The organism is Pseudomonas synxantha BG33R, assembly GCF_000263715.2.
GTDB classification, from domain to species: Bacteria; Pseudomonadota; Gammaproteobacteria; order Pseudomonadales; family Pseudomonadaceae; genus Aquipseudomonas; species Aquipseudomonas synxantha_A.
Window position 1 is genome coordinate 1,386,709 of the sequence record NZ_CM001514.1, and the last position, 15,489, is coordinate 1,402,197.

General features: G+C 60.4%; 24 protein-coding genes. All 24 read left to right on the forward strand.

The features are described 5' to 3' along the window. Window positions 1-2: 2 nt before the first annotated feature. The 24 genes from PSEBG33_RS20885 to PSEBG33_RS20770 all read left to right on the forward strand — a co-directional run bounded on the left by PSEBG33_RS20885 (window position 3) and on the right by PSEBG33_RS20770 (window position 15,478). Window positions 3-335 (forward strand): phage baseplate protein, encoded by a 333-nt coding sequence (locus PSEBG33_RS20885; RefSeq protein ID WP_005785388.1) that lies wholly within the window; start codon window positions 3-5, stop codon window positions 333-335. Further along, complete coding sequence (locus PSEBG33_RS20880) at window positions 332-1,327, forward strand: baseplate J/gp47 family protein (protein ID WP_005785390.1); 996 nt, start codon at window positions 332-334, stop codon at window positions 1,325-1,327. Before PSEBG33_RS20885 ends, PSEBG33_RS20880 begins: the two co-directional genes overlap by 4 nt. Then, entirely contained in the window at window positions 1,324-1,962 is a 639-nt protein-coding gene (locus PSEBG33_RS20875; protein ID WP_005785392.1) for a phage tail protein I, read from the forward strand. The genes PSEBG33_RS20880 and PSEBG33_RS20875 overlap by 4 nt, the downstream gene beginning before the upstream one ends. Next, entirely contained in the window at window positions 1,959-2,489 is a 531-nt protein-coding gene (locus PSEBG33_RS20870; RefSeq protein WP_005785393.1) for a tail fiber protein, read from the forward strand. Before PSEBG33_RS20875 ends, PSEBG33_RS20870 begins: the two co-directional genes overlap by 4 nt. A gap of 53 nt (window positions 2,490-2,542) precedes the next feature. Then, a complete protein-coding gene (locus PSEBG33_RS20865; protein ID WP_005785395.1) occupies window positions 2,543-3,295 on the forward strand; it encodes a hypothetical protein in 753 nt (250 codons plus the stop codon). Window positions 3,296-3,304: 9 nt separating this feature from the next. Next, window positions 3,305-3,541, forward strand: coding sequence for a tail fiber assembly protein (locus PSEBG33_RS28485; RefSeq protein ID WP_005785396.1), 237 nt, complete (start codon window positions 3,305-3,307; stop codon window positions 3,539-3,541). Window positions 3,542-3,632: 91 nt separating this feature from the next. Continuing rightward, on the forward strand, window positions 3,633-3,806 hold the full coding sequence (locus PSEBG33_RS29475; protein ID WP_005785398.1) for a hypothetical protein: 174 nt from the start codon (window positions 3,633-3,635) through the stop codon (window positions 3,804-3,806). A 2-nt stretch (window positions 3,807-3,808) separates the two neighbouring features. Further along, complete coding sequence (locus tag PSEBG33_RS20855) at window positions 3,809-4,975, forward strand: hypothetical protein (RefSeq protein ID WP_005785399.1); 1,167 nt, start codon at window positions 3,809-3,811, stop codon at window positions 4,973-4,975. Beyond that, on the forward strand, window positions 4,975-5,481 hold the full coding sequence (locus tag PSEBG33_RS20850; protein WP_005785401.1) for a phage major tail tube protein: 507 nt from the start codon (window positions 4,975-4,977) through the stop codon (window positions 5,479-5,481). The genes PSEBG33_RS20855 and PSEBG33_RS20850 overlap by 1 nt, the downstream gene beginning before the upstream one ends. 180 nt (window positions 5,482-5,661) lie before the next feature. After that, window positions 5,662-6,234: a phage tail assembly protein gene (locus PSEBG33_RS20845; RefSeq protein ID WP_005785403.1), complete on the forward strand. Its 573-nt coding sequence runs from the start codon at window positions 5,662-5,664 to the stop codon at window positions 6,232-6,234. Between the two features lie 127 nt (window positions 6,235-6,361). After that, window positions 6,362-7,900, forward strand: a complete 1,539-nt coding sequence (locus PSEBG33_RS20835; RefSeq protein ID WP_005785405.1) for a hypothetical protein — start codon at window positions 6,362-6,364, stop codon at window positions 7,898-7,900. Then, window positions 7,900-8,283, forward strand: a complete 384-nt coding sequence (locus PSEBG33_RS20830; RefSeq protein WP_005785407.1) for a phage tail protein — start codon at window positions 7,900-7,902, stop codon at window positions 8,281-8,283. Before PSEBG33_RS20835 ends, PSEBG33_RS20830 begins: the two co-directional genes overlap by 1 nt. After that, on the forward strand, window positions 8,276-8,488 hold the full coding sequence (locus tag PSEBG33_RS20825) for a tail protein X (RefSeq protein ID WP_005785409.1): 213 nt from the start codon (window positions 8,276-8,278) through the stop codon (window positions 8,486-8,488). The genes PSEBG33_RS20830 and PSEBG33_RS20825 overlap by 8 nt, the downstream gene beginning before the upstream one ends. A gap of 9 nt (window positions 8,489-8,497) precedes the next feature. Continuing rightward, window positions 8,498-9,508 carry a contractile injection system protein, VgrG/Pvc8 family gene (locus PSEBG33_RS20820; RefSeq protein ID WP_005785411.1) on the forward strand — a complete coding sequence of 337 codons (1,011 nt, stop codon included), beginning with the start codon at window positions 8,498-8,500 and terminating at the stop codon, window positions 9,506-9,508. Window positions 9,509-9,570: 62 nt separating this feature from the next. Next, window positions 9,571-9,768 (forward strand): hypothetical protein, encoded by a 198-nt coding sequence (locus PSEBG33_RS20815; protein WP_228391189.1) that lies wholly within the window; start codon window positions 9,571-9,573, stop codon window positions 9,766-9,768. Between the two features lie 92 nt (window positions 9,769-9,860). Further along, window positions 9,861-10,352: a phage tail tube protein gene (locus PSEBG33_RS20810; protein ID WP_005785416.1), complete on the forward strand. Its 492-nt coding sequence runs from the start codon at window positions 9,861-9,863 to the stop codon at window positions 10,350-10,352. 8 nt (window positions 10,353-10,360) lie between these two features. Continuing rightward, window positions 10,361-10,711, forward strand: a complete 351-nt coding sequence (locus PSEBG33_RS20805) for a phage tail assembly chaperone family protein, TAC (protein ID WP_005785418.1) — start codon at window positions 10,361-10,363, stop codon at window positions 10,709-10,711. Between the two features lie 29 nt (window positions 10,712-10,740). Further along, window positions 10,741-10,995 (forward strand): hypothetical protein, encoded by a 255-nt coding sequence (locus PSEBG33_RS20800; protein WP_032803291.1) that lies wholly within the window; start codon window positions 10,741-10,743, stop codon window positions 10,993-10,995. Window positions 10,996-11,057: 62 nt separating this feature from the next. Then, on the forward strand, window positions 11,058-12,281 hold the full coding sequence (locus PSEBG33_RS20795) for a phage tail tape measure C-terminal domain-containing protein (RefSeq protein ID WP_005785423.1): 1,224 nt from the start codon (window positions 11,058-11,060) through the stop codon (window positions 12,279-12,281). A 28-nt stretch (window positions 12,282-12,309) separates the two neighbouring features. Further along, window positions 12,310-12,648, forward strand: a complete 339-nt coding sequence (locus PSEBG33_RS20790) for a phage tail protein (protein WP_005785426.1) — start codon at window positions 12,310-12,312, stop codon at window positions 12,646-12,648. A gap of 51 nt (window positions 12,649-12,699) precedes the next feature. Then, window positions 12,700-13,383, forward strand: a complete 684-nt coding sequence (locus PSEBG33_RS20785) for a phage minor tail protein L (RefSeq protein ID WP_005785428.1) — start codon at window positions 12,700-12,702, stop codon at window positions 13,381-13,383. Window positions 13,384-13,385: 2 nt separating this feature from the next. Next, entirely contained in the window at window positions 13,386-14,159 is a 774-nt protein-coding gene (locus PSEBG33_RS20780; protein ID WP_005785430.1) for a C40 family peptidase, read from the forward strand. Between the two features lie 33 nt (window positions 14,160-14,192). Further along, complete coding sequence (locus PSEBG33_RS20775; protein WP_005785432.1) at window positions 14,193-14,822, forward strand: tail assembly protein; 630 nt, start codon at window positions 14,193-14,195, stop codon at window positions 14,820-14,822. Further along, complete coding sequence (locus PSEBG33_RS20770) at window positions 14,819-15,478, forward strand: tail assembly protein (protein ID WP_005785434.1); 660 nt, start codon at window positions 14,819-14,821, stop codon at window positions 15,476-15,478. Before PSEBG33_RS20775 ends, PSEBG33_RS20770 begins: the two co-directional genes overlap by 4 nt. Window positions 15,479-15,489: the final 11 nt, after the last annotated feature.

Sequence of the window (15,489 nt, forward strand, 5' to 3'; positions counted from 1 at the left end):
CCATGCTCGGAATCGAGAGGAACACCGGCGCAGCCGTCGATGACTGGCTGCAATTTGTGCAGCGCGCCACCCGAGCGCTGACCACCCCCGTGGGCACCCGGCAAAAGCGTCCGTTGTATGGCTCGCTGATCCCGCAGTTGCTCGGGCAAAACCTCGGCGACGACCTGCTGATTCTCGCCCAGAGCCATGCCGCCCAGGCGTTCTACAACACCCATAACGGCATCAGCGATTTTGACCCCCAGGTCATCGTCGCCACTCGCCAAGGCGCCGGCCTGTTGCTGCGGTTTGCCGGCACCTGGAAAAACCGCCAACAATCCTTCGAGGTCGTGACATGAGCATGTTGATCCCCGGCCAGAACCAACTGGCGGAACCGACCATCATCAAGGTGGATGAGTTCGAACCGTTGCTGGCCGAGTTCAAGACGTTTGTCATCGACTACGTCGCCACCCGCGCGCCGCAAAGTGCGGCCAAACTCAGGGCCAGCCTCGACAACGAAAGCGAACTGCTGACCCTGGCCCTGGAAGCGTTTTGCGTGCGTCTGCAAACCCACGAGCGTAAATACAACGCCCGCATCAAGCAGATGCTGGCGTGGTGGGCCACCGGCAGCAACCTGGATGCGCGCCTGGCCGATATGGGCCTGGAGCGCCAAGTGCTCGACCCTGGCGACTCGGCGGCGTTCCCGCCCGTGCCGCCCACCCTGGAAAGCGACGACGACGCTCGCCTGCGTTACTACCTGGCCCCCCACGCCCCGGCAGCGGGCTCGCGGATGCAGTATCGCCGCGAAGTGTTCACCCTTGGCGAGCGCCCGGCGGTGAAAGTGCAAAGCGCGACGCCGGGTGTGGTGACGGTCACCTACACCTTCGATCCAGATGGTTATGCAGCCCAGGTCAAGGACGGCAACGCCCGACGCACCGCACCGGGTGAAGTCATGGTCACTGTGCTTTCCCGCGAGGGCGACGGCACGCCGTCTGCGGACTTGCTTGACGGTGTGCGTCGACATTTCGCACGGCCGGATGTAAGGCCCGAAACCGATCTTGTCAGCGTCCAAGGCGCACAGATTCAACCCTACAAAATTCGCGTGGTGGCCAAGATCAACGCTGGCCCGGACTCGGGGCTGACCCAAGTGGCGGCGCAGAAGCTGCTGCAAGACTACGCAGAGTCCTGCCATCGCCTGGAAGGGCGGGTCGACCCCAGCTGGATCGACTACGCCATTCATAGCGCGGGTGCTGCGCAACTGCAGATCCTGGAACCGCTGGCGCCGATTGTCAGCACCGCGTTCCAGGCCCCGTATTGCACGGGTGTCGAGGTGGAGGTGCGCACGCTATGAGTGAACCCAACGCGAGTCTGTTGCCGGCCAACAGTTCACCGCTGGAAAAGGCCCTGGACCTGGGCTTCGGCACATTGCTTGAGCGCGTCACGCCGCCGTTTCCAGCGCTGATGAACCCACTTCAAACCCCCAGCGAATTCCTCCCGTACCTGGCCGCCGACCGCGGCGTCAGCGAATGGGATGCCGAGGCCAGCGAGGCCGAAAAGCGCCTGACCGTGGCCTTGTCCTGGCAGATCCAGCGCCAGGCTGGTACGCCCAAGGCGCTGAGTCATGCGGTGGAGTCATTGGGCTTCACTCCCAACATCAGCGCCTGGTATCAGCAGCGTCCCTTGGGTGTGCCTTACACCTTCGACGTACAGGCGATCATCGGGCGCAGTTGGTCCAGCGGTGATCACAACCGGCTGATCCGGCGTATCAATGCGGCCAAGAGTGAGCGCGATCAGGCGACGATCACCATCGTGCATGAAACCGAAGGTCAGCTTGCGTTCACGCAAGTGCTCGACGCCCCTTTAAGCGACGGCGAGTTTTATCTAAACGGCGCGTTGCCGGAATGGGCGCTGGTTGCTCGGCTTAACAGTGCCGGGGTTGCCCAGCACTACACCATTAACGACTACGACCTCAGGGCGCAGCCATGACAGATGAAATCACGCGCCTGGTGCGCTTCACTTCCAAAGGTTTGGATGAAGTGCTGCAGGCAAAGAACCAGGGCCTCAAAGGCGAAATCACCCACATCGGCGCCGGCACCGGCCGCTACAACCCCGACGGCACAGAAGTGGCCTTGCGTGACGAGCGACAACGGGTGGCCATCGTCGATTACGAAGACCTGGGCGAGCGCCAACTCAGGATGGCCGCGCTGTTTGATGGCGACGGCGAATATGAGATTGGCGAGTTCGGTTTTTACCTCGCAAGCGGGACTTTGCTGGCGGTGTATTCCGTGGCGGGGAAGTTGCTGACGTATAAGGCGGCGGCGGCTCGGGTGCTGCAGAAGTTTACGTTGGATGTTTCGCCGTTGCCGACGGATAGCGTGACGATTGTGGTGGGTAGCGACAATTTGAATGTGCTATTGACTGATGAAATTGCGGCCTTATCAGCTGCGAGCATAGACAATATGGCACGCGGTGTAGGGGTTCTATTTCGAGTGATGGAAGTCGAAAGAAAATAGAACGTTTTCAATTTATTTTACATGACGCTATCCAGGCGTTTAGGAGCATTCATTTGAGTACCGAACAGCAACTTGCTGCCGTTGTAAGCGCGGCAAATAACTTGACTAACGTCATTACCGGAAAAGTCGGAGAAATTGACAAGGCGATAGTCGATGCCCGCCAGGCGTACGACGCTCAATTGTCGGAGTTGAAAAATAGACTCCCAAGATTGGCGGTCACCAAGAACTTCAATTTGTCCCCGAATGCCGATGGAACACTGATTGAAAATTGGGGGATTCACGCTGAAGTGACGCCGACTAAGCTGCGAACTATCACCACTGCCTCTCAAGCGGCCGGACGCCCGCAAGCTGATGTGGATTTCTTGCTTCAGGTGCAGGCAGATGTGCGTGAGCAATATCCAAATTTTGAAATCAGGGCCAGCGACTATTGGCGCACGTTGGTACATCTGTGGCAAATGAAGTGGTCGGTGTCAGACGCTAGTCCTTGGCTCGCGTTCCCTTACACTGTCGATATGGCGCTCGCGAATGGCTCTGGTGCAGTACCGCAGAACTCCTACCTTACCGTTGGTGCCTTCGTACGTCTTTTGGAGGGTAACGTGTCTGGAGCATGGAGTAATGGCGTTGAAAAAGGCAAATGGCGCTGGTGCTCCAGTGTTATTTCTCCTACAGAGCTGTTTGGAACTTATTACCATCTGCACCCGATGCGCACCTCGTCAACTGGCGTTGTTGAGGTGATGCTCGCAGGGGCATGCACAGGCGTTGTAACCAACCCAGGTGATTGGGGAACGATGTTGGCCCTAGGCTGAGGAGAGAATATGAAACCACTATTTATACCTGCTGAACTTCATCCGATTATCAAGTGGGAAATGATTCGTAAGGCAAGGGATCAAGACTTGTCGGCGAGTGATTATGCAGCAATGCCAGACTATCCGATGCTCGACACCCATAAGCTCTTGTTCGCTGAGTATCGTCAAAAACTGCGTGATATTCCAGATCAGGGAGAAAACCCTGATGCAGTGCTCTGGCCATCCAAACCAGATTTCCTGAAATAACTGATAACCGCGAAAGCGGTTTTTTTTCGCCTCCTCCAAAGCCCCTCCTCAACAGGGGCTTTTGCATTTTCCACCCGGAGATTTTTCACCCATGCCCACCCGCCAAACCTACACCGTCCTCATCCCATTCCCCATCGGTAACGGCCATTGGTCCATCGCCGGCGAAGAACTGGAACTGCTGGACGTCGAAGCATCCGCCTTGCGCACCGCTGGCCGCCTGGAACTGTCCAGCGTCCTCAACTCCACCCCCAAGAAGGCTGAATAATCATGGCTGAGGTTTTGAACTTCGAGCACAACGGCATCACTGTGAATGCCACCGAATCTCCCGAGGCCATGGGTGGCCTTGGCGATAACGTGATTGGCCTGGTCGGCACTGCGCCGAATGCCCACGTATCGATCCCGAAAAACGCCCCGTTTCGTATCAACAGCTTCACCACCCAGGCGCTGCTGGACCCTACGGGCACCGAGTCGGGCACCTTGTTCCAGGCGGTGTATCAGATCCTCAAAGTGGTCAAGGTGCCGGTCTATGTGGTCATCGTCGAAGAAGGCGCCACCCCGGCCGATACGATCAACAATGTGATCGGTGGCAATGACCCGGTCACCGGCCGCAAGCTGGGCCTGGCTGCCCTGAGCAGCGTGCCTGAAGACCTGACCATCATCGGCGCCCCAGGCTTTACCGGCACCAAGGCCGTGGCCGGTGAGTTTGCCTCTTTCGGCAAGCGCATCAAGGCGCGTGTGGTACTGGATGGCAAGGACGCTTCGGTGGCCGATCAAGTGACCTACAGCGGCGAGCTGGGCGGTGCCGACCTCGGTTTCGACCGTTGCCTGCTGGTGCACAACATGCCTTCGGTGTACTCCAAGGCTGCGAAGAAAAACGTGTTCCTGTCGCCATCCTCGTTGGCCATCGCCGCACTGGCCAAGGTCAAACAGTGGGAAAGCCCGGGCAACCAGGTGACCTTCGCTGAGGACGTTTCCCGCGTGGTCGAGTACAACATCCTCGACACCTCCACCGAAGGCGACCTGCTCAACCGCCATGGCGTGAGCTACTACGCCCGCACCATCCTCGGCGGTTTTTCATTGCTGGGTAACCGCTCCATCACCGGCAAGTTCATCAGCTACGTCGGCCTGGAAGATGCCATCAGCCGCAAGCTGGTCAAGGCCGGCCAGAAAGCCATGGCCAAGAACCTCACCAAGTCCTTCATGGACCAGGAGGTCAAGCGCATCAACGACTGGCTGCAAACCCTGGTGGCCGACGAAACCATCCCCGGCGGCAGCGTGTACCTGCACCCGGAACTGAACAGCGTCGAGAAGTACAAGAACGGCACCTGGTTCATCGTTATCGACTACGGCCGCTACGCGCCTAACGAACACATGGTTTATCAACTCAACGCCCGCGATGAAATCATCGAGCAGTTCCTGGAGGATGTTCTCTAATGTTTACAAACCGAGTCAGACAGGCCATTGCGGCCACCCTTCAAGGCCTGCCGTTGTCCGCAACCGTGGAAGAGTTCACCCCGCCAAAGATCGAGTTCGACATGGAGCCCATGTCCGGCGGTCGCTTTATCGCCGAGGAAATGGCCAAGAGCGGCAAGGTGCTCAATGCCAAGCTGGTGCTGCAAGGTGCCGGTCCGGAAATCATGCTGGCCCTGGGCGTGCGCATGGGCGACGACATCCTGCTGAACGTGCGTGAAGCCGGCCAGGACCAGGACGGCAAGACCTACTTCACCTACCACACCGTCGGCGGCAAGCTCAAATCCCTGGAGGAGGCGAAGCTGAAAATGGGCGACAAGGCTACCACTACATTGGAACTGTCCTGCCGCACCTACAACCGTCTGGAAAATGGCGTTTCGGTGATCGACATCGACGTGCGCACCCAGAAGTTCGTGCTCAACGGCGTCGACATTCTGGGCGATGCGCGCCGCGCCGTGCTGATGCCGTAAGGATAACTGCAATCGAAGCGGGCACGGTCAATGTGGGAGCCGGGCTTGCCCGCGATGCAGGCGACTCGGTGCGTCTGGAGCACCGAGTTGATGCTATCGCAGGCAAGCCAGCTCCCACAGAGACCGCGCTCAGATTGGGATTCCCGTGCTTTTCAATACCGCTCTACAAGGAATTGCCCCATGGCCTGGATGCCACCGTTGCATATCCTGCTGGCTCCGATCACCGCCGACACCGGCGCGACGATCCAGCAGGTTCAGCTAAAACCGTTGTTCTACGCCGCGCAAAAAGACGCGCTGGCCCGGGCCGGTGATGACGAGGACGATCAGTTTTTCGAACTGGCGAAACTCGCCACTGGCCTGTCGGAAAAAGAGCTCGACCAGCTCAAGCGCCCTGATTACGTGAGCATTGCCCAGTACGTACACGAGATGTCGACGCGCCCGACGTCGTTCTTCCTGAATGCGGATGAAGTGACACCCCAGGACCAACCCGTCCAGTTGCTATTGCCCCTAAATGCAGCCGGCCGAACCCTGACCGAACTGCCGCTGGAAATGCCTGCCCTGCGCGCCACCAAGGTGATGAAAAAGCTCGCCACCAACAAAGAGCGCGCCGAATTCATCACCGCCCATTGCACCGGCCTGATGATCCCTGACCTGGCCGGTTTGACCGTGCCCGACTGGACGGAACTGCAGGAGCGTATCGACGATTTTTTAAATCAACCGGCGGACTTCTTTCGCAGCGCGACATCGAAGTAATCCTCGATGTGGTGCCGCTGATCTACTCGGTCAATGAGGCGGAGATCCTCGACTGGGACGCCGGAAAAGCATTGCGCCGCTACGACATTGCGATCACTCGCCTTGGCGTTAAACAGGAGTAAGCGGGATGCAAGAAACTCAATTTGGGACCAGGCTCGTCCAGGAGGACAAGCGTTGGCTGCTTGGCGATGCGGACCTGGGCAATGTGCTGGCGCCGTTTTCCGCAGACCTCGCCGCGCCTGTCAGCCTTGAATCGGTACCACAGTCGGCGCCGTTATTGTTGCCGCAGCCGCAGCCGCAACCGCAACCGCAACCGCAACTCCAACCCCAGCCGCAACCACTGCCGGAGCTGACCTCGGCGCTGATCACCGTCAGTGTGGACATCAACGCTCTGGCCCAAGAGCAAATTCGGTTGCGCGAATCGCTGGAAACGCTCACCAGCACGCTGTTCATTAGCGCCAATTCCCTGGCAACCAAGACGGCAGAGGTCCGCGCGGGAGTCGCAGAAAGCAAGCAGGACAAGCCTGCGTCTGCTACCCCGTCCTGGGGGGAAAAAAGTGTTGAACTGGCCACGGATGCCGTCAAGTTCGTCGGCAAGGAAGTGTTCACCGGTTTGTGGGATAAAGCCAAAGACCGTCTTTCAGGCAAGGCGATTGATGCGGTGGCTGCCAGGTATCCGAAGGGTGCCAAGTGGCTCAAGGACGATAACGGCAAGGGCGCTGAAAAAGGCAAGGACTGTTGCTGCACGGGAGCACTGCCTGCGCAGATTCGCGGCCCGCTTGATAGCGCTGCCGCACAGTTGCCAGAGAGTGTCGGTGAGACCGCCAGGAAAGAAGAGAAGGCACGCCCCAAAGATAATCCCAGGAGGCCGCGCGGCAAGCGTAACAAGGCCCGTCAAATAAAATCGCGCGAGGTCAAAATCCCAGAGGTCAGAAGGCGGACGGATCTCAAATCGCAGCCTACTGTCACGCCAGCCCCTGCTGCGCCGCCAGTCAATATCATGGGCCAGCCGCAGCTAGCGTTCGACAGCAAACGGGTGAGCGAGACTACACGCAGTATTTCCGGCAACTCATTGACCTCTTACGCAGCCGCTTCGGCAGACCGAGTCGCAGCACAGGGTGGGCCCAAGGGTTTGGCCCCTGGACTGTCGGGGACGCTCGCAAAGCTTGAATCGTCCGCCGTACGTCGCCTTGGCCCGCTGAAGTATGTCGACACCGCCGTGGATGTGATCCAGGGCGTACGCAATGGCGACGCCAAGGCCGTTGGTGCTGGCCTTAGCACTGCTGGCGGCGCCTGGGCGGGAGCATCCGCCGGCGCCGCGCTCGGCACGCTGGTTTTCCCTGGCATTGGCACCGCAGTCGGTGGCGCCATCGGTGGCTTGCTCGGCAGCGAAGCCGGCAGCTGGCTTGGGGACAAGTTGTTCGGTTCAGGCGATCGTCTACCTGCGCCGAACGCGCTGAGTAAAGAGCTCAACAGCGCGCGAACGGACAACGTCCAGGTCACGCTCTCACCGAGCATCCAGATCACCGGCGTTAATCCGGCGGACGCCCAGCAAGTGGTCAATCAGGTGATCCAGGCCCTGCAATTTCAATGCGTGCCGATGGTCACCGATTCCCTGGGCATCCGGCGCAACGCGGCACTGGCCGATCCTTCAGGAGGTGATTGATGCGACAACAAATGGTGCTGGGCGACTTTATTTTTGGGTTATCCCGAGGGTTCGCCTATTCCACACTGGCCCGCAACAGCGACGGCGGCTGGAGTGACCTGGCGATTATTGCCAGCAAGCCGCAGTCGCGTCAGAGCGGCCAGAAGCTGGAAAAACTCACCTTCAGCGGCACGGCCATGTACGCCGTTGGCATGCAGCGCCTGGACGAATTGCGCGCTCTGCAAAATGCGCGGGCGCCGTTGCCGCTGGTCGACGGTATCGGCCGTAACTGGGGCCTGTGGCGGATCAATTCGGTGGTGGAAGCCCAAAGCAATGTGATCGATGACGGCACTGCCATGGTCATGACCTGGACCCTTGAGCTGGAGGAGTACGTCAATGCGTAGAGTGCGAAGTATTGCCGGTGATTCGGTCAACCTGCTGCTCTACCGCGAACTGGGGCGTTGCGATGACGCGGCGGAAGAAACCCTCTGGCGCTTGAACCCTGAACTGGCTGAATACGGCCCGGTACTGCCGGCAGGCGTATGGGTGGTCGTGCCTGAGATGCAAGCCCGGCCGGCTGCTGTACGGCCCGTTCTGGCCTGGGATTAAGGAGGCTGCATGGCACAGGGATTTACCCCGATCGTAGAGTTCTACGGCGCCAACGCGGCGCTGCTCAATCAACGCCTGATGCACTGGAGCCACACCGACGCCGCGGGTATCCAGACTGACCGCCTGGAACTGACCCTTAATATAGAAGGGTTGGAGGGCTTGCCCAGCCTCAGTGGCAAGATTGGCCTGCGCGTCGGTTACCAGGAAACCGGCTTGGTGGAAAAAGGCGAGTTTGTTGTCACCCAACGCACCCCAGTGTTGTTTCCGATGCGCCTGATGATCGTGGCGACCGCCGCGCCCTTCAGCGAGGCGGATAAAAGCGGCTATCGCCAGCGCCGCTCTGCCAGCCATGGGCCGACTACCTTGGGGGCATTGTTTCGCCAAGTGGTCAGCCGCCATGGTTTTTCACCGCGAGTGGCACCGACACTGGACGGCATTGCGATTGCGCACATCGACCAGTCCAACGAAAGCGACATGGCCTTCATCACCCGCCTGGCCAAGCGTTACAACGCGGTCACCAAGCCGTTTAACGAGCTTTACGTGCTGGCCGAAGCGGGGCAGGCCAAGTCCCTTACCGGCCAGTTGCTGCCCGAAGTGAAGCTGTCTGTGACACACGACAACCGCCCGGGAGACCAGGCCTTTATCACCGCCAAGCTCGACGAAAAATCGCGCTCCAAGTACATGGGCAGCCGCGTCAGCTGGTGGGATTCCGGGGCTGGCAAGCAGCGCATGGTCCAGGTCGGGATTGCCCCGTTCAAGACCTTGCGCCAGCGCTGCCAGAACGAAGCCGAAGCCCGCGCCGTGGCCGAAGGCGAACTGCGCCGGGTGGGCCGTGAAGGTTTGAAGCTGCAGATCGATTGCCCCGGTAACCCTTTGCTCGCTGCCGAAGGCTTGCTGGTGCTGGATGAAACCTGGCCTTCGTATATGCAGGGGCGCTGGTCGATTACTCAAGTGACCCACGTTGGCGACCCGGCGACGGGATATCGCAGCTCGATCATGGCCAGTGGACTGGCGTCTTGATCGTCACTACTGCGCGCCGTTGAAGCTCCCCATTACCGACCTGAAGCGATACAGGAACCAAGATGCCTATGAACGACGAAGAATTGGCCGCGATCAACCGCTTGATCGCCGCCCTGCAAACCCAGACCGATGGCCAGGTGGCGCTCAACGCGGCCATTCGACTGTTGGCCCAGAGCAACCAGGCGTTGGTCGACCTGATCAAGAGCCGAGAGCCGGACCCGAATGCGCCGCCTTATCTGGATGGCAAACCGGCCCCCTGATCCCGTCTCGACCTGCCTTGCACGCAGCAACACAGCCGTTGCACCCCACAGCCCGCCTTCGCGGGTTTTTTATTGTTCATGGAGAACATTCGATGTCGATTCTTACCCAAGGTACCCAGATTTTTGCCCTCGTCCCGCCGGTCTCCGGCACCGGGCCCTACACCGTGCTGGAAGTCGAGCACGCCACTTCGTTCGAACCGGGCGGTGCCCCGGCCGAGCAGATTGAAGACACCAGCCTCAATGCCGAAGAGCGCAGCTACAAGAAAGGTTTGCGTACCCCTGGCACGGCGAGCCTGGGCCTGAACGCCGACCCGACCAACGCCAGCCATATCCGCCTGCACCAGCTCTCCGAGGCCAAGGGCGATACCGGCGTGAAGTGGGCGGTGGGCTGGTCCGACGGCAAGGACGTGCTGCCAACCGTCAACGCCAAGGGCGATGGCTTTGAGCTGCCGGCAACCCGCACCTGGTTCACATTCGACGGCTACGTCTCGGACTTCCCGTTCAACTTCGCACTGAACGCAGTCGTGACCACCACCGTCACCATCCAACGCACCGGCGCCAGCGCCTGGATCAAGAAAGTCTGAGAGACGCCATGAACCTCAAACAACTGAAAGCCAAGGGCGGCATCGTCGATGCCCAGCCGGTGAAGAAAGACATCAGCTGGACGCACCTGGACAGCAAAACCGGCAAGCAAGTGACTGACACCTTCACGGTGCACATCCGTCGCCAGTCGTTCGGTGTGATCGAACGTCTGTTCAGCCAGGGCGAGTCGGCACAGAGCCGCAACGCCAGCTACCTCGCCGCCTCAGTGTCATTGGGGGCCGAGGGTGATGAAGCCCTGAGTTACGACGATGCGTTCGGTCTTGAGCCGTCATTGGGGTTTGTGATCCTCAATGCAGTCAATGAGGTCAATGGCACCCAGGGTGGTGGCGCAAAGAGCTGACGGCCGCCGATGAGTTCTGGCACGAACTGGTGCTGAACGGAGTGGGCGGCCGCACGATCGCCGAAGCCAAGGAACGCATGACCTACCACGAAGCCCTGGCCTGGGGACGCTATATCGACCGATATGGCTCCCTGCACGCCGGTAGGCGGCTGGAGGCGGGCAGCGCGTTGGTGGCGCTGCAGACCCACCGGCTGGGCGGCGGCACGGCCGAGATGATTGACTTCATGCCCCACGAGCTGCGCCGGGGTGTGTCGCTTGAACGTGCGATGAACGAGTGGCGTTAAGGACGACGCCACTTTCCTTGAAACCCGTTTCGACGGGTTTTATCCATGACCCGGAGAAACCTATGGCAACTGCTTCCCAGGGTAATCTGACGCTCAACCTCGGCAGCCTGGAGCAGGCCCTGGCGAAGGCGTCGCGGATTACCGAAAACAGCATGCGCGAGATGCAGCAGAAGATCGAGGACGCCAGTAAAAAGGTCAGCGCCTCTGCTGCAGCTGCGCTACAGGTCACGTCCGGTCAGTTCAAGGGCTTTCAAAGGGCCTATGACCCGGCCACGGATGCGGCGGAAAAATTTATCCAGAAAAATGCGCAACTGGTGCAAGTGCTCAAGCAGAGTCAGGGTGCGCAGAATGATTTTGTTGGCGCGCTGGATGCGCAGTCCAGTTACACCGAGCGGGCGGGGCTGAAGTTTCCAGTGGGTGGGCCGTACGCAGAGGCTGTACCGACGCCTTCGGGTGACGACGCGGCGATGGCATTTCTGGACGACGCAAAGACCCGGCAGGTAAAGAGCAACTTCGCCGAAATGACGCAGTTGCTTGATGACTGGCGCCAGGGGGCGAGCAGCGCATTCGAAGAGTATTCGACCAAGGCAGGCACGGCGGCCGAGCAGTCGAAGGCAGTGTTTAGCAGTGCTTTCGAAAAGATGGACCAGGCTGTTCTGACGTTCGCGACCACGGGGAAATTCAACTTCTCAGATTTTGCTACCTCGGTTCTCAAGGACATGGCCACGATGGCGGCGAAGACCGCGGCATCCAGTGCGCTGAGTTCGTTGTTCGGGCTGGCCAGTTCGGCAGTGGGCGCCTGGTTGGGCAGCAGCACGCCCGCTCCGACAACCACCAGTGTCGGTGCTAACAGCTACACCTTTAACCCCCAGCTCAACACGGCGGGTATTCATTACAACGCGAAAGGGAGCGCCTGGAACTACGGTGTTCAAGCCTTCGCCAACGGCGGCACCTTCACCAATTCCGTCGCCTCAGGCCCAACCCTGGCCCCCATGGCCCTCTTCGGCGAAGCCGGCCCCGAAGCCATCATGCCTCTGAGCCGTGGCTCCGACGGCTCCCTCGGTGTGCGCGCACTGGGCGGCGGTCAGTCAGGCAGCACCAGCAGCAACCAGGTGGTGATCCAGCAAACCATCAACGTTGCCGACGGCCAGGGCTCAGGCACCGACACCAACGCCCAGAACGTTGCCCGCGCCTACGCCGGCTCTGCCCGTCAGGGCGCCGCCGAGCAGATCGCCCGCGACCTCAAGCCGGGCGGGCAAATCTGGTCGGCCATCAACGGCCGCTGACCACCAACGGCTTACGCCTGGAGAAAACATGAGCACAGAAACTTTCACATGGGTGCCCAAGGTGGAGCCCGTCGGCAGCGTCGAGTTTCGTCTTAAGACGGCCAAATTCGGCGATGGCTACCAGCAAACGGCAGCGGACGGGATCAACAACAAGACCCAGTCCTGGCCACTGACGTTCGTGGGTGACGAAGCGCGCATCAAAGCGATCGTTGCTTTCCTTGATCGCCATGCCGGCGCCAAGGCGTTCAACTGGACCGCACCACTGGCAGCGCCTGCGTTGTATCGCTGCAAGGGTTACCAGCCAACGCCCATGGGCGCCGGGCTCTACTCCCTGACGGCAACGTTCGAGCAAGCCTTCCACCCCTAGCGCCGCCTCCACCCCGCCGTAGTGCGGGGTTTTCTTTGCCCGGAGAATCATATGTCCATCACTGCAGATATCCAGACCCTGGAGCCCGGGGCCTGGGTGGAGCTTTTCGAGCTCGATGCCACCCACCTGGGTGCCGAGTTGTACCGATTTCACGGTTACCCCCAGGAGTCATCGATCTTCTGGCAGGGCCACGAATATTCACCCTGGCCGATCCAGGCCGAGGGCTTCGAAATGTCGGGGCAGGGCACCCAACCGACGCCGACACTGGCCGTAGGCAACGTCGGCGGTTTCATCACGGCGCTGGTGCTGTATTTCGAAGACCTGGTAGGCGCGCGCCTGATCCGCCATCGGACTTTGGCCAAGTACCTCGACGGCCAGCCCGAAGCTGACCCGGAAGAGGAACTGCCGCCAGACATCTGGTACGTCGAGCGCAAGGTTGCCGAAAGCAGTGAGACGGTGAAGTTCGAACTGGCCAGCGCGCTGGACTTCAACGGCGTGCAACTGCCCCGTCGACAGATCGTTGCCAACGTATGTTGGTGGCTCAGCTGCGGCGGTTATCGCGGCCCCTATTGCGGCTACAACGGCGGCCCGGTGGCGGATGCCAATGACGTGATTGTCACCGACGCGGCCAAGGATAAATGTGGTGGGCGGCTGACCAGCTGCAAGCTGCGTTTCGGCGAAAACAACCCACTGCCCTACGGCTCATTCCCGGCAGCCGGACTGTTGCGGAGCTGAGCATGAACAAGACCAACCTGGCGGCGATTGCCCGGCACGCCGTGGCCGCGTATCCCCATGAGTGCTGCGGCCTGCTGATTCGTGAAGGGCGCAAGCGTGTGTATGTGCCGTGTCGAAATACGGCGAGCACGCCCAGCGAACATTTTCGTCTGGCGCCCGAGGACTACGCTGGCGCCGAAGAGCGGGGCGAGATTCTCGCGGTGGTGCACAGCCATCCGGATTGTCCGGCGACACCCAGTGAAGCAGACCGCGTGGCGTGCGAAGCCTCCGGGTTGCCCTGGCACATTGTTGAAGTACGCACCGACGACGACGGACAGGTGCGTACCGGTGAATGGGCCAGTTGCACGCCAAACGGCTACCAGGCGCCCCTGATCGGTCGTGCCTTCGCCCACGGCGTGCATGACTGCCTGAGCATCATCCTCGACTACTACCGGCGCGAGCTGGGCATCGAGCTTGGCGACTATCAGCGTGAAGACGGTTGGTGGGACAAGGGCGGCAACCTCTACCTGGACAACCTGCCGGCCGCCGGTTTCGTGCAGGTCAGCCAACTGCAACAGGGCGATATCGTGCTGATGCAGATCCGGTCGCCAGTGCCCAACCATGCCGCGATCTACCTGGCCGACGGCGTGCTGCAAAGCGAACCCGAGCATTACCCGGCCCCAGGTTCCATCCTGCACCACCTGTATGGTCGCGACAGCAAGCGCGATACCTACGGTGGCTATTGGGGCGAGGTGACGGTCAGCTATTGGCGACATGGCCTGCGGGCCAAACACTAACCACATCGGCGGATCATTCGCCTGGAGGATGCCATGCATCATGAAAAAGTCAGGACGGTGCGCCTCTACGGCAGCCTGGGCGCGAGCTTCGGGCGTGTGCATCGGCTGGCGGTGAGCAATGCTTCGGAAGCGATCCATGCGCTGTGCATTCTGGTGCCGGGGTTCGAGCGTTTCTTGATGGAGTCCAAGGACCGGGGCGTGACGTATTCGATTTTCCTGGGCCGCGACAACATTGGCCAGGATCGCCTCAAGGCACCTCCAGGCGCTGCGGATATCCGTATCGCACCGGTGCTGATGGGCAGCAAGCGCGCAGGGTCGATGCAAACCATTATTGGTGTGGCGCTGATTGTGGCTGCGTCGTACTTCTCTGGCGGTCTGGCCTCGGGCAGTTCCTCTGCCTTGATCGGTGCTTCATCCACCACCGGTTGGACCTTCGCCGCGAGCATGGGGATTTCCATGGCCATGGGTGGCGTCGCGCAGTTGATGTCACCCATGGCCAAAGGCCTGGGCACCATGGACCGTCCGGAAAACCGTGCGAGTTACAGCTTTAATGGGCCGGTCAATACCAGCATTCAAGGCAGCCCGGTGGGTCTGCTTTATGGTCAGTTGACGGTAGGCAGCGCGGTAATCAGCGCAGGCATTTATGCACAGGACCAACTATGAGGAAGATTGCGGTGACTCCCTATTCCCCAACGTGCGTGCCAGCCATACAACAAGCCGCCACTGAAAAGGTGCGCACGGTTCGCCTGTACGGCGTGCTGGGTGCGCGCTTTGGCAGAGTACATCGATTGGCGGTCAGTAGCGTTTCAGAAGCCATCCGGGCCCTGAGCATCCTCCTGCCTGGCTTTGAACGTTTCCTGATGGAATCCAAAGACAACGGGCTGACCTATTCGGTGTTCATGGGCAAGCAAAACATTGCCCAGGAGCGCCTCAGTGCCCCTGTCGGCGATGATGACATCCGCCTGGCGCCGGTGCTGATCGGCAGCAAGCGCGCAGGTGCCCTGCAGACCATTGTCGGTGCGGTGCTGATCGTCGTTGGCGCGATTATCACGGGCGGCACCTTTGGTGCCGGCGCACCGTTTGGTTCGAGTCTGATCATGATGGGCGCCTCCATGGTAATGGGCGGGGTAATGCAAATGTTGTCACCCGTACCCAAGGGCCTGGCGGCGCAAGATGGCCCCAACAACCGCGCCAGCTACAGCTTCAACGGCCCGGTCAACACCAGTGCCCAGGGCAACCCGGTCGGCCTGCTTTACGGCCAACTGATCGTCGGCAGCTCCGTGATCAGCGCCGGGATCTACACCCAGGATCAACTCTAACGTTCCTGCTC

Bases quoted from the DNA above. Each gene is read 5' to 3' on its own strand.
- PSEBG33_RS20805 (WP_005785418.1), top strand. From the start codon at position 10,361: ATGAACCTCAAACAACTGAAAGCCAAGGGCGGCATCGTCGATGCCCAG.
- PSEBG33_RS20815 (WP_228391189.1), top strand. From the start codon at position 9,571: ATGCCTATGAACGACGAAGAATTGGCCGCGATCAACCGCTTGATCGCC.
- PSEBG33_RS20845 (WP_005785403.1), top strand. From the start codon at position 5,662: ATGGCCTGGATGCCACCGTTGCATATCCTGCTGGCTCCGATCACCGCC.
- PSEBG33_RS28485 (WP_005785396.1), top strand. From the start codon at position 3,305: ATGAAACCACTATTTATACCTGCTGAACTTCATCCGATTATCAAGTGG.
- PSEBG33_RS20790 (WP_005785426.1), top strand. From the start codon at position 12,310: ATGAGCACAGAAACTTTCACATGGGTGCCCAAGGTGGAGCCCGTCGGC.
- PSEBG33_RS20810 (WP_005785416.1), top strand. From the start codon at position 9,861: ATGTCGATTCTTACCCAAGGTACCCAGATTTTTGCCCTCGTCCCGCCG.
- PSEBG33_RS20795 (WP_005785423.1), top strand. From the start codon at position 11,058: ATGGCAACTGCTTCCCAGGGTAATCTGACGCTCAACCTCGGCAGCCTG.
- PSEBG33_RS20855 (WP_005785399.1), top strand. From the start codon at position 3,809: ATGGCTGAGGTTTTGAACTTCGAGCACAACGGCATCACTGTGAATGCC.
- PSEBG33_RS20870 (WP_005785393.1), top strand. From the start codon at position 1,959: ATGACAGATGAAATCACGCGCCTGGTGCGCTTCACTTCCAAAGGTTTG.
- PSEBG33_RS20775 (WP_005785432.1), top strand. From the start codon at position 14,193: ATGCATCATGAAAAAGTCAGGACGGTGCGCCTCTACGGCAGCCTGGGC.
- PSEBG33_RS20835 (WP_005785405.1), top strand. From the start codon at position 6,362: ATGCAAGAAACTCAATTTGGGACCAGGCTCGTCCAGGAGGACAAGCGT.
- PSEBG33_RS20785 (WP_005785428.1), top strand. From the start codon at position 12,700: ATGTCCATCACTGCAGATATCCAGACCCTGGAGCCCGGGGCCTGGGTG.
- PSEBG33_RS20875 (WP_005785392.1), top strand. From the start codon at position 1,324: ATGAGTGAACCCAACGCGAGTCTGTTGCCGGCCAACAGTTCACCGCTG.
- PSEBG33_RS20880 (WP_005785390.1), top strand. From the start codon at position 332: ATGAGCATGTTGATCCCCGGCCAGAACCAACTGGCGGAACCGACCATC.
- PSEBG33_RS20850 (WP_005785401.1), top strand. From the start codon at position 4,975: ATGTTTACAAACCGAGTCAGACAGGCCATTGCGGCCACCCTTCAAGGC.
- PSEBG33_RS20780 (WP_005785430.1), top strand. From the start codon at position 13,386: ATGAACAAGACCAACCTGGCGGCGATTGCCCGGCACGCCGTGGCCGCG.
- PSEBG33_RS20770 (WP_005785434.1), top strand. From the start codon at position 14,819: ATGAGGAAGATTGCGGTGACTCCCTATTCCCCAACGTGCGTGCCAGCC.
- PSEBG33_RS20820 (WP_005785411.1), top strand. From the start codon at position 8,498: ATGGCACAGGGATTTACCCCGATCGTAGAGTTCTACGGCGCCAACGCG.
- PSEBG33_RS29475 (WP_005785398.1), top strand. From the start codon at position 3,633: ATGCCCACCCGCCAAACCTACACCGTCCTCATCCCATTCCCCATCGGT.
- PSEBG33_RS20830 (WP_005785407.1), top strand. From the start codon at position 7,900: ATGCGACAACAAATGGTGCTGGGCGACTTTATTTTTGGGTTATCCCGA.
- PSEBG33_RS20825 (WP_005785409.1), top strand. From the start codon at position 8,276: ATGCGTAGAGTGCGAAGTATTGCCGGTGATTCGGTCAACCTGCTGCTC.
- PSEBG33_RS20885 (WP_005785388.1), top strand. From the start codon at position 3: ATGCTCGGAATCGAGAGGAACACCGGCGCAGCCGTCGATGACTGGCTG.